The 14,387-nt window shown below is 51.8% G+C and carries 10 protein-coding genes; 1 reads left to right on the top strand and 9 read right to left on the bottom strand.

Features of this window, described 5'->3' with window-relative positions:
- Positions 1-199: 199 nt before the first annotated feature.
- Complete coding sequence (locus tag BLR64_RS01205; protein ID WP_090711373.1) at positions 200-1,030, bottom strand: polysaccharide deacetylase family protein; 831 nt, start codon at positions 1,028-1,030, stop codon at positions 200-202.
- A 38-nt stretch (positions 1,031-1,068) separates the two neighbouring features.
- On the bottom strand, positions 1,069-1,443 hold the full coding sequence (locus BLR64_RS01200; protein ID WP_090711371.1) for a hypothetical protein: 375 nt from the start codon (positions 1,441-1,443) through the stop codon (positions 1,069-1,071).
- 166 nt (positions 1,444-1,609) lie between these two features.
- Between BLR64_RS01200 and BLR64_RS01195 the strand changes: the two genes are divergently transcribed.
- Positions 1,610-2,794 (top strand): alpha/beta hydrolase family protein, encoded by a 1,185-nt coding sequence (locus BLR64_RS01195; RefSeq protein ID WP_090711369.1) that lies wholly within the window; start codon positions 1,610-1,612, stop codon positions 2,792-2,794.
- Between the two features lie 150 nt (positions 2,795-2,944).
- Here the strand turns inward: BLR64_RS01195 and BLR64_RS30670 are convergent, their stop codons facing one another.
- The 7 genes from BLR64_RS30670 to BLR64_RS01155 form a co-directional block, all read right to left on the bottom strand.
- Positions 2,945-6,127 carry an endo-1,4-beta-xylanase gene (locus BLR64_RS30670; protein ID WP_244157573.1) on the bottom strand — a complete coding sequence of 1,061 codons (3,183 nt, stop codon included), beginning with the start codon at positions 6,125-6,127 and terminating at the stop codon, positions 2,945-2,947.
- A gap of 29 nt (positions 6,128-6,156) precedes the next feature.
- A complete protein-coding gene (locus tag BLR64_RS01180) occupies positions 6,157-7,047 on the bottom strand; it encodes an ABC transporter ATP-binding protein (RefSeq protein ID WP_068728127.1) in 891 nt (296 codons plus the stop codon).
- Positions 7,048-7,050: 3 nt separating this feature from the next.
- A complete protein-coding gene (locus BLR64_RS01175; RefSeq protein ID WP_090711366.1) occupies positions 7,051-9,927 on the bottom strand; it encodes an ABC transporter permease in 2,877 nt (958 codons plus the stop codon).
- A 51-nt stretch (positions 9,928-9,978) separates the two neighbouring features.
- The gene (locus BLR64_RS01170) at positions 9,979-11,034 is read right to left on the bottom strand and encodes an efflux RND transporter periplasmic adaptor subunit (protein WP_244157572.1); all 1,056 of its coding nucleotides are present in this window, start codon (positions 11,032-11,034) and stop codon (positions 9,979-9,981) included.
- A complete protein-coding gene (locus BLR64_RS01165) occupies positions 10,997-11,728 on the bottom strand; it encodes an ABC transporter ATP-binding protein (protein ID WP_090711562.1) in 732 nt (243 codons plus the stop codon). Before BLR64_RS01165 ends, BLR64_RS01170 begins: the two co-directional genes overlap by 38 nt.
- Positions 11,729-11,840: 112 nt before the next feature.
- Complete coding sequence (locus BLR64_RS01160) at positions 11,841-13,352, bottom strand: glycoside hydrolase family 43 protein (RefSeq protein WP_090711362.1); 1,512 nt, start codon at positions 13,350-13,352, stop codon at positions 11,841-11,843.
- 1 nt (position 13,353) lies between these two features.
- Positions 13,354-14,370, bottom strand: a complete 1,017-nt coding sequence (locus BLR64_RS01155; RefSeq protein ID WP_090711360.1) for an endo-1,4-beta-xylanase — start codon at positions 14,368-14,370, stop codon at positions 13,354-13,356.
- Positions 14,371-14,387: the final 17 nt, after the last annotated feature.

The raw sequence follows: 14,387 nt of genomic DNA, 5'->3' as shown, positions 1-14,387 counted from the left end.
TGTAAAACGAAGCTTATAGTTCCGGAGGCGTTTAATTCATCATTATATTATAAAACTGCTTGCTCATTTTAATATTTTTAATTTCAGTTGTTAAAAAAAAGCTCAAACCGCAGCGGTTTGAGCTTTTTTTGGTATCAGTTCTGCCATGCTGATATTTCATCTGCCAGCGCTGCCTCAAATAGTGAATCATTCCAGTATGCTAATATAACTGCACTGTCTTTCCAGGCGGAACCTCCACCGCATTACCGTCAGCAGAAACCCACACGGCCAAGGCACTCGGGTTATACGCCAGGGTGCAGTCAACCGAGAATTTCAGCCTGCTGCAAGCCTCCATGTAACGGATGATCTCAATATTTGTTGCGTACCACACCTCAGGGTGATTACTTATCTTTTGACTGAACTCTTCTATCCGCTCCCAGTTATCCTGCACGTCGAACTCATAGCTGTGTCCCCATACATAGAACAAAGACAGCGAACCGAAACGTTCTGCAAGGAAAGCCTCGGCCAGATTCATCAGCTCCGGATGATTATGATGGCAGGTCGGGTGCCATTCATACGGATTCTCCGGCAGATTAAACTTCAAGTGCGAGTTAACCGTTCTGGCGTATTCCAGCCCGGATGCCTTCAGCACCTCAATAACCGCAGCATTATAAGCTCCAAAGGGATAAGCCATCCCCGTCACCAGATAGCCGAATTTTTGCTCCAGGTTGCGCTTATCCTCTAATATTTCAGTCAGCATAAGCTCACGCGGAAGATCAGGAAGTATGGGATGAGTCAGGCTGTGTACAGCAATTTCGTGGCCTTCATACAAGGCCTCCAGCCCTTCCGGATTCATCCGCCGGATCGTCCGTCCCTTATCCACCCAGAAGCTGCCTTCATGCTGAATCCCGGAGTTCAGGTTAAACGTTGCTTTGAGATTGTACTTATTAAAAATTCCGATCAGCCTTCTGTCCTGCTCCACACCATCGTCATAGCTTAATGTAAAGGCTTTCGGTTTACCGCCGGGCCATAGCTTGGTTATTCGTTTCATTGGGGGGCTCCTTTTATAATTTTAGATAATAAAGTACGCTACCAAAGCGCAATTCCAACCTTATCTTTTTCTCTAAGCGCTATCTTGATCATCTCCAGGGCATTACCTGCTGCAAATTCAATAAATTCTTTATCAAAGGTTGTTCGCAAAATCAGAAAATCTAAATTTCCCAGTATAATGTGGAATTCTCTTTGCAGCTTTTCTATTTCTTCATCAAATACATAAACGTTTGTTTCCTTCAAAGAATATATTAACTCACATCCAAGCTCTTTAACTGCATTATTTCCCCAAAATGAATATCTGTAAGATTCAAAACCAAACAAATTATTATGCGGTTCAGGTACCCGCGCTTCTAAATCCTCCGTATCAACCTCTACATCTCTCTTTGCAATTATACTAACAATCAGACTCATAAAATCCCCTTTCCATCCACAATTTTAAACGAAGCTATCGATTAACAATATTATCCTTATTATAAAATAAAAAAGCTGTATCATATATCTTTTCATAACAGAGAAATCAGACTATGATTCAATTAGAATGAAAGCGTATACCTTACATATGGAGGGCGATTTTAAGATGCACACAAACATTGCAGCACATGATTTCAGCTGTACAAGGGACGGATTAACGGTTCGCGGAAGATCATTTATACCGGAGGGGGATCACCTCCCAGCCATCATTGTGAGCCATGGATTTAGCGGGAACTCGCGGGATCTGTTTGATTATTGCCAGAGCTTTGCATCCTGGGGCTACGCAGCGTTTTGTTTTGATTTCTGCGGCGGCAGTGCACCTGGACAAGGGACAAGTGACGGGGCGACAACTGAGATGAGCGTGCTGACTGAATGCGAAGATCTGATGGCCGTTATGGATTACGTGAAAGGTCTGGATGCTGTTGATGCAGACAAAGTCACTTTAATGGGCTTCAGCCAGGGCGGATTTGTTTCAGCGCTGGCAGCAGCGGGGCGTCCAAGTGAAGTCGAAGCACTGATTCTTGTCTACCCCGCACTCTGCATACCGGATGATGCCCGCAGGGGGGCTCTGGCCGGCTCCTCCTATGATGTCAATCATGTGCCGGAGGTGATCGATTGCGGCAATATGCGTATCGGTAAAAAGTACCATGAAGCTGTTGTTGAGATGGACCCGTACGAACAGATCGTTTCTTACAAAGGCCCGGTACTGCTGATGCATGGGACTGATGACCAGCTCGTTAATTACACCTATTCCGTTAAGGCTCAGGAAGCCTATGCGCCGGGGCAATGTCATTTGCAGCTGATTCAGGAGGCAGGACATTCCTTTACAGCCAATCAGAGCGAAAGTGCCCTGGCAGCGGTACAGCAGTTTTTGCTCGGTAAAAAAGAGATTTTAACCATCCATGTCCAGATTACGGGCCAAGAGCTCCGCAAGGAGGAAGGTCCGCGCAGGCAGATAGCTGTTCTTTTTACGGGAAACAGTGACAGCCGCTATTTTAAAGGAGATATTATACCAGGAGCAGAAGATTTGCAGGAGTATACCGATGATCAATTAGTCAGTATGAGGGCCGACTACACCTTGGAAGGAACGGCTTATACGGGTGAGGAGTGCCGGATACATATTATCAACCGGAATGTGAACGGCGAATGGAAGCCTGCCATCGAAACTGACAGCAAAGCGCTGGCTTTTCTGAATCAGGAGGATTTGACCGCAGTGCTGGAAGGATATACAAACGGGCTTACTGTGCGGATCTATTCGGCAGTGCCCGGAACATTTAGTGCTTCCCGTTAAAGGAGGCTGGCTGTTTGGAGCGCGCTGCAGTCTAGGGTGAAGCTGAGCGGCATGTCCGTTAGACGTTTGAAATGTGCAAGACCCCGGGTTCATTCCCGGGGTCTTGTTGGCATAGCTGTATGAAGTGCATGGCTCACTAAAGCATCGCTATTAAGAAAATTGCCAGCGGTATAACTGCAGCAGCCTTTTCCCGCCTTCTCCGCGGAATACAAAATACAGGTCGTGGATCCCCTCTGCTTCAGCAACCTCTGCCGTCCATTCGGCTGCCTTCTCTCCTGACCCGGCTGCTACCTTCACTGTGCCGATCAATTTTCCGTCCGGCTGGTCCAGCCGCAGTTCGATGATGGACGGCTGATCACCGCCTGCAGCGGACACCGTAATCGCCGAAGCGCCCGGTTGCCCGAAATCGACACCAGCCAAACCGGTCCAGCTTCCGTCTGTAAGTGCGGTTAAGACGCGCTCATTCACTGCTTCACCGCTGGCGGATACAGGGGGCTCAACCGCTATGCCTGCACTCCAGGCAGACGTTGCCGCTGGTACAGACTGATACGGATTAAAGGATTGAATGGCACTTACGCCTTCATAGTTAGCCTCAATCTCCTGAATGGCGCCATCCGCACCGCTGAAGTGCACTTCATTTAAATGAGTGGAGCGGTATCCTTGAGGAACCCCCAGCGCTTTGGACAAGGTCTGGGCATGATACGCGATATACCATTTGTCATGAAACGCAAAAATCGAATGATGGTTATTACCGCCAACGCCAAAGAAATGGCCGGGATTTTTGAGAATTGTGCCGCGGTATGTCCAAGGACCCATCGGATGGTCACTGGTCATATAGGCAATTTCACCGGCAGGCGGACTGCCTTCCGGACGTTCTCCGCTGAAGAAATTGGAGCAGTACGTAAAATAATACCGGCCGTCATATTTATTGATGCCTGCATCTTCAAACAGAAACGGAGCCGGAATAGGCTTGGCTTCACCTATCACACTGATCATATCCGGTCCCAGTTCCATCACACGGGCGGTATTCGGCCACTCCTCCTTGCCTTCCGGAATCCCGCCTCCGAAATAAATATATGCTTTGCCGTCATCGTCGACGAATACCGCCGGATCGAACAGCCAGGTCACATCTTCTACGCCCGGCACTGAACGCAGAATGAGCGCTTTGCCCAGCGGGTCCACCCACGGCCCTTCCGGGCTGTCGCTGGTCAGTACACCAATTCCGCTGGCATTATTGGCGAAGTACAGAAAAAACCTGTCTTTACCGTCTATCACCTTATGCACGGCTGCAGGTGCCCAGGATTGGGTGGCCCATTTGGCTGCGCCTTCAGAGCGGGCAGCGACAATTTCGCCATGATCGGTCCAGTTCATCAGATCATCGGACGAAATCACCGTAATCTTATTGATATTGCCATAGGTGTTATCCTTAACCTTCCCTGAGTCGTCGTACTCCAGAACGTCATTGGTCATATACAAGTAGACCCGGTCTTTATACACCAGCGCATACGGGTCGGCTCCAAATTTATAAGAGACGAGCGGATTGCCTTGGCCGGGCTCTTTTCCGGTTGCCTTCATGATTCCATTATCCTTTTTGTTTAAAATATTCATAAATGTTCCTCCTAGAGTGTTAATTGAGGTATGGATCGGCCCATAATCTGCTCCCGGAACTTTGCCGGGGTCAACCAGAGCCCAATATGCATATTTGGCCTGCAGCTGTTCATCAAAGAGCAGCGGCCAGTTGTTACGGTTTACCGGAAAGGAGCGCAGCCAGGTGTTCATATCGTCTTTGCCCCAGAAAATAACAGCGGTTAACTGGTCCTTATGCTTTACAAAGACATCGAAGATTTCCCGGTACCTGTGCGCCTGTGCAATTTGCAGCTCCTCGGAGAAGCTATCGTAGCTTTGTGAATCATTGGAATAGATGCTCATATCCATCTCTGTAATCTGCTGCTCAATTTCCAGATCTGCGAAGGCAGAAATCATAGAGTCAAGCTCTGCGACAGACGGATAAGTGAGGCTGATATGGTTCTGATGGCCGATCCCCTCTACAGGCACCCCTTTGGCTTTCAGCCGCTGAATCAGGTCGACCAAATATTGCCGCTTATCGGGAATATGCGTGTTGTAGTCGTTGATAAAGAGCCTGGCATCGGGATCAGCGGCATGTGCATATTCGAACGCCTTTTCGATATACTCTTCCCCGGCAATCTGGTACCATAGACTGTTACGAAGTCCTCCAGGCTGGTTATCCCCAGGCTCAATCACTTCATTAACGACATCCCAGGCATAAATTTTGCCTTTATACCGGCCGACGACATTATCGATATGATTTTTCATCCTTGCAAACAGCACTTCCTTGCTGACGAGATTACCTGTGTCATCATGGAATACCCAATCTGGGGTCTGGCTATGCCACACCAGGGTGTGACCCCGAAAGGCAATTCCATTATCGGCGGCAAAATCGGCAATCCGGTCTGCCCGGGTGAAGTTAAAGCTATTCTCCCTGGGTTCGGTTGCATCCCATTTCAGCTCATTACCGGGGGTCAAGCTGTTGAAATGCTTCTTAAGCAGCGCAGCATCCGGACCCTCCGGGTCCATAACTTCATCGGCCAGCAGGGAGGTGCCCAGCTTGAAATCTCCGGCAAAGATATCCTGGAGCGCCGGAATATCCAGCTGAACCGAAGCTGCCCCTGACTCCGGCTTTGGCTCCGGCTCTGCAGCCGGCTTTTGTCCGACCGTTATATCATCGACATAAAACTCCAGGTCAGGATTGCTGCCGGCTGTAAGAGAGAGCTTCAGCTGCTCAAAAGAATGCAGCAGCTCGTATCTTCCCGAAAGCATGATCCACTCCCTGTCACTTGCTACCCCAGAAGTAATGAACTCCGAGCTTTCATGGCCGTTCGTTGTCCGCTGGACCGTAAGGGCAACCGATGCTTCCGGGGTTCCGGCAGGGAGCCTGACCCAAGCGGTCAGCGTATAGAGCTCTCCCTTCTTGAGCAGCGGGGTAATATCCAGCTGCGGACCGTTCCAGCCAGCGGTTCTTCCGGCAACATGCAGACCATAGCTGCTCTTATGCGCGGCTTCAGCGGTAACCGTCAGCTTCTCGTCTCCGCCCCGCCCATACCAGCCTTGCAATGTGCCGTCTTCAAAATTGCGGATTGCCTGGCTGCTCGCAGCTTCCTGCGCGGTAATGGTCGGGGGAGAGGCAGCTTCCGGAGGATTCCGGCTTTCCTTAGTCCTCCCCGCAGCGAGCAACGCAGTAATTCCCGCAATAATGAACAAGAGCACGAGTGCACCCAGAATAATGGGTTGTCGAAGGTTCTTCTGTTTGATCACATCCCATTCCTCCATTGTTTGATGTAGACCTATCCATTTTTCTTTTGCGGCGGCAAGAGGACAATCCGTCCGTTCTCCAGCTCTACACGTACCTTATTGCTTCCTTTGAATTCCTCAGCATCCAGCAATCCTGCAGGAATCTGCAGCCGTCCGGCTTTATCGACAACAGCATATTCGATATGGCTTTCCTGTTCCAGAAGCAAGCTCTCCGCTTCCAGCCTTGCCAGCTCCTCCGCATAGGAGACCCGCCGAATCATTTCAGAGGATGTCATTCCGTCACGGATTTGCACGACCCGGTCCACCTTGCGCGCCAAATGCGGATCATGGGTTACAATGACAACCGTAATTCCCATGGATTGATTCAGTGACCTGAACAGGTCGAGCACCTGATCGGAGGTTCGGGTATCCAGCGAGCCGGTAGGCTCATCGGCCAGCAGCAGCCGCGGATCATTGGCAAGAGCAATGGCGATAGCGACCCGCTGCTGCTCACCGCCGGAAAGCTGGCTCAGGGAATTCTTCATGCGGTCTTTCAGCCCGACAGATTCAAGCAAAGCTTCGGCCTTCGCCCGCCGCCGCTTGCCGCGCAGAAGAATGGGCAGCTCAACATTCTCAATGGCCGTCAAAAAAGGAAGCAGATTGCGCGCATTATTCTGCCAGACAAACCCGACGGTCTCCCGTTTGTACCGGACAAGATCCTTCTCCGAGAATCCAAGCAGATCTTTCCCGTCGACCAGCAGTTTTCCTGCCGAAGGCTTATCGAGCCCGCCGAGCATGTTAAGCAGTGTCGACTTTCCGCTCCCGGAATTGCCGATAATCGCCATCAATTCCCCAGCCTCCACACGAAGATCCAATCCCTGCAGGGCAACAACCTCGAGATCAGAGGATTTATAGATTTTGACAAGTCCTTCACAATGAATCATTGCTTATTCCTCCCCGAGCTTCAGCGCCTGGGCAATCCGAATTTTCGACAGCCGGTGGCCGAGAATCAGCACACCGGATAGCAGCATCATTCCGAGAATCCCATACAGCTGGACGTAATCGCTGAAGCGGCTTACCAGTTCAAACGGCGGCACTTGTTCGCTTGCGGCAAAAGACATCTGGAACAGCGGCACAAACAGCCTGCTGCTCAGACTGCCGATGCCAGCGCCGATAAGTACTGCAGCTCCAGAGGTTAAGAGCTGCTCGCTAATCAGCATGCCAATAAGCTGCGCAAAGGAGATGCCCATTGCCCGCAGCACTCCGTACTGTAATGTTCTTCCGGACAAGGTTAAAATCCAGAACACTAAAAATCCGAAGAAGCTGATCATGATGGAAATGACAAAGCCCAGCGTCATAATACCGTTGATGGCGAGGCGGAATGAATCATTCTGCGACAACACCAGCTCCTGTGTTGCATCGCGGTAATGCGTAACCGGCAGCTTCATTTCCGTCAGTTGCGCATACACTTCTTTGCCCGCGGCTGAGCTATCGAGCTTCAGCCAGGTCTCGTACGGCTCTACGGCCAGACGGTTCTGGATGGAGCTCAGATGCCCGACGATCAGCTTCGGCTTACCGGATTCCGGGTCTGTCCCGGATTCTCCGCCGGCGGGCAGCGGACTCCATCCCGGCCAATAGTCGATAATTCCATAGACGGTAAACGGCACCTGATCCAGTCCGTCCCATGACAATGAAACATTGTCACCCGGCTTGATCCTGGCCGCTTCAGCGAGGGAACGGGACACCAGCACCGCACTGGAATCGGATGCTATCAGATTCAGATAGCTATTGATCGGGTATTCGAGGAGTCCCGGCTTCATCCAGGCGGTCTTGCCGAAATCCAGGGTATCTATCCCGTACAATGCTGTTTTTCCTGACACGGCCTTCTGGCCTGCGGTAAAACGGGCGTTCTCTTTGCGGAACACCTTCGCAGCCGCTTCTACACCTGCCAGCTCCCGGTATGGCTGAAAGGACGGCTCTGTATATTGCACGCGCTTTGTGCTGTTGCCATCCCCGGTGGGCGCAGCTCCCCCGGCAGAAGGGGCCGTAGTTGATACAACCGGTGCATCGCTTTCCCAGCGCGTCTGCAGCGTTAGATCCGCGCCTGCAGAATAGCGGATCTGGCTCTCCATATTGTCGTTGATTGTACGTGCCGCTCCTGCACTGAACAGACCAGTGGCGACCGTCATGATCAGGAAGAGCATCAGCGTCAAATATTGTCCGGAGGACCGGCTGATCTGTATCAGCGTATGATACAGCGCCGGTGACCAGAAGCGGCGGCCCAGCCAGAAGATGAACCGGATAAACCACGGATACAGACGGAGCACCAGCAGTCCTGCACCCAGCGTAAACAATGCCGGCATGAGAAACACAAGCGGATCCACCTGAAGTGCGCTTGAATCCAGCGCCAGCTTGCGCAAATCCTCCTGACGGGTATTAAACCCACGCAACAGATATACAGCGATGCCGATTAATATGACATCCAGGCCGGTCTTGTGCCAGAATGACAGCTTACTCAGCCGGACGGAGTCACGTTTCTGATTGACGATACTGACACGTGTCGCAAGTAAGGCGGGAATCAGAATAAGCAGAATAGCGGCACCTACTGCAGCCGCAGCTATCCGATACGCTTCACCCGATAACCCGACCTCCAGCGGAGAGCGGTTCACAAATTCCAGAAATCCGTTTGCCGCCCCCAGCCCCTTGGTGAATTGCACACCCATAAACGGCCCGGCCGTTAACGCAATGAAGCCCAGAAGCAGATTTTCCAGCGTATAGGCCGTCATGATCTGCCACCGGCTGGCTCCGCGGCTGCGGAGCACTGCAATATCATTTTTCTGCCGTTCGATAATGAGATTGGCAGTCATGTACAGATAGAACGCAAGCATAATCATGACCGGCGAGTACAGTGACAGAAGCATTACATCCAGCTTATCCGCCTTCCCCTGATACGACAGGATGGTTTCGTTCGCAGGCATATTGATTTCAGCCGCGCCGATCCGGCCTTTGAAATACCGGCGGATATCTTTGTCTGCCTGTACAAACTGATCAATCCCCTCAACCTTGAGCGCCCTGTAATCCAGAGCATACCGCCATTCCATATCTGACACTCTGGCTTTCCCGCCGGTAATAAACTCCCGTTCAAACTGCCCGAAAGGAATGATAAACCCGTCACTGTCCGTTTCGGTCATATAAGACAGATAGGGATCGGCTGCCGCATCGGTCGCCATAACGCCTACGGGAATAATCCGGAGCGTGGTTTGCTCCGATACTTCAGCAGTAAGCTCCTGACCGAGTTCGCGTTTGACCTTCAGAAGGAAGCTGTCTGTCACCAGAGCCTCAATGATTCCGTCTGTGCGATCCACCGGCATCCGGCCCGCCAGCAGGCGAACCCGCTGTTCCATATCTGACAAGGATTTTACCGCTCCGGCAGACTTTTGGGTCTTTTGCTCCAGCTCGGAAGCATCGGAGCCGTACACCTTGAACTTTTGGGTAAACCGCTGCTGATAAAAGGACAGCGCCGGAAGACCCGCCCGGCCCGGTATCGAACGTACGAACTGATCGGCCTTCTGAATGGCTTCGGCCGTTTTTTCATCCATTATTTCCGCAGAATTGGAGGTCGCGATCCGGATAAAACCCGGATATACGTTCTTCTGCAACTGCAATTGGCCGAGCTCCTTTTGCAGCGTCCGCTGCAGAATAGCACCCGAATATAGCGGCATGGAGCTGAACAGCGCGACACAGACCGTCAGCCCAAGCAGCAGATTCAGCTGCAGCCACTTGTTTGTCGCCATTTTGCGGAGAATCATCGTCCATAAAGCCATACGTTCACCTCAATTTTTGCACCTTGGGATAAAGAAGCTGTCAGCCATCCCTTAATTGTTCAAAATGACTTTCTGCCCCTTCTGTAGCCCCTTCACGATTTCAGCCTCTGTCGGAGTCATAAGCCCGATCTCAATGTCCAGCTCCTTGCGCCGTTCGCCGTCGAGCACCTGTACGTAGTAGCGGCCCATATAGGTCCGGATAGCGGCACGGGGAAGAATAAGAACGTTCTCCCGCTTCTGAAGTTCGATGGTCAGCTCAGCGACGTCCCCGACCTGGATGCCCGCGGGTTTGTTATCTATGTCCACAATCAGTGTTACGGCATTGCGGTCGACCGTCTCCTGAGTTCCTTTTGCCGGGGCACTTGAAGGCGATTGCAGCACTTTGCCTCTATAGTCCTTTCCCTTATATTTCAGGCTTGCCGGCATGCCGGTCTCCACCGGCAGCAAATCTCCTGCGTCACCGGCCACATAAGTCAGCTGCAGACTGGAAGGATCGGAGACGGTTACAACAGGCTGATAGGCATTGATATAGTCTCCGGTGTTCATGGTCTGAATGTACGTTACAGTGCCGCTGATCGGTGAATATAACCGCGCTTTGGCCAGCTTGTTTTCCATATGGTCCAGCGAAATTTTTTCCCGCTCATAATCAATTTGCCTCAGGCGCAGATCAGTCGCATTTGCACCCGAAGCTTCTGCCTGCTTATACAGCAGCTGTGCACGTTCCACATTGAGCTGCTGCAATGAAAGCTGCAGTTCAAGATCCCCTGTCTCCAGCTCCACCAGAAGCTCGCCTTTCTTCACAGTCTGGCCCAGCTCTACGGGGATTCCCTTGAGAACTCCTCCCGACTCCTTGAACGATAAAGCCTCGACATGACCGGATGCAAAAGTGGCTGTCCCCTTGAGGAAGGTCTGAATATTCCCGGTAACAACCTCCTCCATGTCATATTCCTGCTGCACAGGCTGAACGAGCGGCGGCTGCAGCTCCTGTTCAGCCGGCAGCAGCGAACAGCCGGCAAGTCCGGTCAATGCCAGCAGCAGCAGTGAGGCTCCGGCAATACGCAGCCGTATCCTACGTAAGCGGAGAAGCATTGATTGTTTGTGAGACAATTGTTCCATCCTCCAATGCAATGACATGGTCCACCAGTTCCATAATGCCGGGATCGTGTGTAGTGAGCAGAATGGTCATTCCGGAGCTTAGCACCAGCTCCCTGAACAATCGGATGACCTGCAGTCCCATACGGCTGTCAAGCTCAGCCGTAGGCTCGTCGGCAATCAGCAGCTTGGGCTTATGTACGATGGCCCGTGCAATGGCGACACGCTGCTGCTCTCCCCCCGACAATTCCGGCGGCCGGTGCTTCATCCGGTCCTTCATTCCCACACGCTCCAGCGCCCACTCCGCGTCTTCACGGCCGGCCTTGGAGGAGCCGGCAATCCGTAATCCAAACTCGACGTTTTCAAGCGCGGACATAAGGGGAACCAGTCCGTATGCCTGAAAGATCAACCCTATATCCCTGCGTCTCAGCTCGTTGCGCGCTTTGGCGGACAGTCCGGTGATCTCCCTCCCTTCGAACTGCACCGAACCCTCCGTCGGGTCATCCAGTGTACTGAGAACATTAAGCAGCGTGGTCTTCCCAGAGCCTGACCTTCCTTTAAGCGCGACAACAGACCCTCGGGGAACGGCCAAATGAATATCCGACAAGGCAGTCACAGCGGTGTCTCCCCTGCCAAATACACGCTTGATCCCGGATGCCTGTAATAAGATTTCTCTGTTTTCAGGCTGCGTTTCCTTCAACACAGGCATCACTGCCTTTCCACCATTTTTTTGTAAACGCATTCATATCCTCCTTTCACCGGAGAATCGCCCTGTTTATCAACCTTGCAAGTGTACAAGTGAGCTATGAATACAAACGGCCTTAAACGGTCTTGCTGTAACAAAAATCGTCAAAATCAGCATATCCGCCGTTCTTCCTGGTGGCATAACAATAGAGACCGATCCGGTAGCCCATGAAATGATCCAGCGTATATTTCATCTGCAGCGGACTGCCGATGGTATGCCAATTCTCTCCGTCAGATGAATAGAAAAAGTTCGCAATATCAAGACTCTTGGCAAAATCGAACTCCATCTTCAGATGAATAAAGCTGTGTTCATAAGGTATACGTTCCACAGCCGTCTCCTGACCTTCTTCTCCGTTCACACTCATGACCACGAAGCGCGCTCCGCTATCATCGACCCAGATACCGACTGCGCCAAGATGATGCTGCAGAGCAACCATACCTGAACGGTCACCCGGAGTAAGTCCCGACAGGTCCAGTAGAACCGAAGCGCTGCATGCGGGTCCTTCCGTACGCTGTGTCAGCGTATTACGGGCATATTCCACACTCTGCGACAGGGCTCCTGTCCGCAGGCGCAGCCTTCCCGGCCGTTCGGTGACAGACCAAAGGTCAGGGTCCGGCACATGATTCCACTGCCAGTTCAGAGCCAGCCGGTTCCTGTCATATTCAAAGCCGTCGCTGATCACCAGCGGCTTTACTTCCTCTGCCGGCAAAGCGGCTGCAAATTGCTGCGGAACCTTGCCATCGACACCGAATACCGGCCAGTCATCCTCCCAATGCACCGGAACAACACATGGAATGCGGCCGACAGAGCCGTGGTCCTGGAACAGCACAGCGAACCAGTCCCCTGTCACTGAATCGACAATACCGCCTTGTGCTACACCGTTATTCTGGTATCCCATATCGTCGTCCAGCACAATCCGCCGTTCGTAAGGGCCCAGCAGTTCAGCCGAGCGGTAGACCATTTGTCTGCGCCGCCGGTTACCGTTACTAGGCCATTCTATAAAGAACAGATAATAGTAGCCGTTCATCCGGTAAGCATGACAGCCCTCACAGCGAAGACCGATATCCTCAGTCTCCGTCTCAAAGAGCAGCTGATCAAGGCCTCCCTCTCTTTGGGCTTGGGCATCCGCCGTCAATTCGGTAATCCGGATGCTGCCGTTCCCGTGAAACACGAACACCCGCCCTTCATCAAATAGCAGGCTTGGATCATGATGCAAGCCCGGAATTACGAAGCGTTCCCAAGGGCCATTCTCGATTTCCTTCGTCTGATATACATAGAACTGCTGCATGTCATTGCTGGAGAAGCAGACATAATAAATGCCCTCATGATAGCGAAGGCTGGTTGCCCAGGAGCCTTTCCCGTAAATGCCCTTGCCGTTCAGCAGCTTATGGGCGCTGTTATCTTCAAAGCTGTCATAGACATAGCTGACCATTTCCCAATTCATCAGATTTTTCGATTTCATGACCGGACAGCCGGGCATCGAGTGCATGCTCGTGCTGATCATATAATAGCAATCACCTACCCGGATGACGCTTGGATCAGGAACATCAGCCCAGATGACCGGATTATGGATGGTAGTAGTATTCATGTTATTCTCCCGCTAATTCCAGAATATCCCAGTACGCCTGCTTAGGCTCATGTTTGCCGTCGAAAACGAACGGCCAGTTTTTCCGCCCGCGTACCGGAAAGTTATCAAGCCATGTATAGTCATCCGCTGCTCCCCAGAAGGTTACGCAGTCAATGTACTGCTTGTATTCCTTGAACAGCCGGAAAATTTGCATGTAGCGCTCAGCCTGCTGCTCAAGCATTCCCTCCAGGGGAGCCGTCAGATCGGTCCGGCGGTCCTCGAACTGGAATACGGAGAGGTCAAGCTCCGTGATATGCAGCTTCATGCCAAGACCAGCATACCGTTCGATAGCTGCTCTAATGTCATCCAGCGGAGGATGCACCAGATTCCAGTGAGCTTGAAGCCCGATGCCGTGAATCGGTGCGCCCTGCTCCAGGAGCGTATGCACTAGACGATAGATTTTCTCCCTTTTCTCCGGATCAGATTCGTTATAATCATTGTAAAAGAGCTGGGCATCGGGATCAGCGGCATGCGCATATTCAAACGCTTTTAATAAAAAATCTTCTCCGGCGATATCCAGCCATTTCGATGGGCGCAGCCATTCACCGCCTTGGTCGGATATCGCTTCGTTGACCACATCCCATGCATAAATACGGCCTTTGTAGCGGGATACCACTGTATCAATATGCGACTTCATCCGTCTCAGCAGTGTTTCGCGATCTGCCGGCCCGCCGTCACTATTCTCGAATACCCAGGAAGGGGTCTGATTGTGCCAGACAAGCGTATGGCCTCTGACTGCTATGCCATTGTCTTCGGCAAACGTCATTAAGCGGTCGGCCTCCGTAAAGGTATACCTGCTTTCTTCAGGATGCAGCCGTTCGAACTTCATCTCATTTTCAGCGGTAACGCTGTTGAAATGCCGGACTAACAGCTCCCGCTGCACCGACAAGGTGTGCGGATTCACAGCTGCACCAATCCGAAAATCAGACTGAAACGCCTCATATAATTTAGGTAGTTCATTGCTCTGAAGATTGTTCATAGCTCGTTAACCCCTTT

The organism is Paenibacillus typhae (genome assembly GCF_900099765.1).
Classification (GTDB): domain Bacteria; phylum Bacillota; class Bacilli; order Paenibacillales; family Paenibacillaceae; genus Paenibacillus_AQ; species Paenibacillus_AQ typhae.
This window is presented reverse-complemented; position numbering and strand designations above follow the sequence as displayed.

Excerpts from the sequence above, each read along its gene's own strand:
- BLR64_RS01205 (WP_090711373.1), bottom strand. The coding sequence starts at position 1,030 with ATGAAACGAATAACCAAGCTATGGCCCGGCGGTAAACCGAAAGCCTTT.
- BLR64_RS01200 (WP_090711371.1), bottom strand. The coding sequence starts at position 1,443 with ATGAGTCTGATTGTTAGTATAATTGCAAAGAGAGATGTAGAGGTTGAT.
- BLR64_RS01195 (WP_090711369.1), top strand. The coding sequence starts at position 1,610 with ATGCACACAAACATTGCAGCACATGATTTCAGCTGTACAAGGGACGGA.
- BLR64_RS01180 (WP_068728127.1), bottom strand. The coding sequence starts at position 7,047 with ATGATTCATTGTGAAGGACTTGTCAAAATCTATAAATCCTCTGATCTC.
- BLR64_RS01175 (WP_090711366.1), bottom strand. The coding sequence starts at position 9,927 with ATGGCTTTATGGACGATGATTCTCCGCAAAATGGCGACAAACAAGTGG.
- BLR64_RS01165 (WP_090711562.1), bottom strand. The coding sequence starts at position 11,728 with ATGCCTGTGTTGAAGGAAACGCAGCCTGAAAACAGAGAAATCTTATTA.
- BLR64_RS01160 (WP_090711362.1), bottom strand. The coding sequence starts at position 13,352 with ATGAATACTACTACCATCCATAATCCGGTCATCTGGGCTGATGTTCCT.
- BLR64_RS01155 (WP_090711360.1), bottom strand. The coding sequence starts at position 14,370 with ATGAACAATCTTCAGAGCAATGAACTACCTAAATTATATGAGGCGTTT.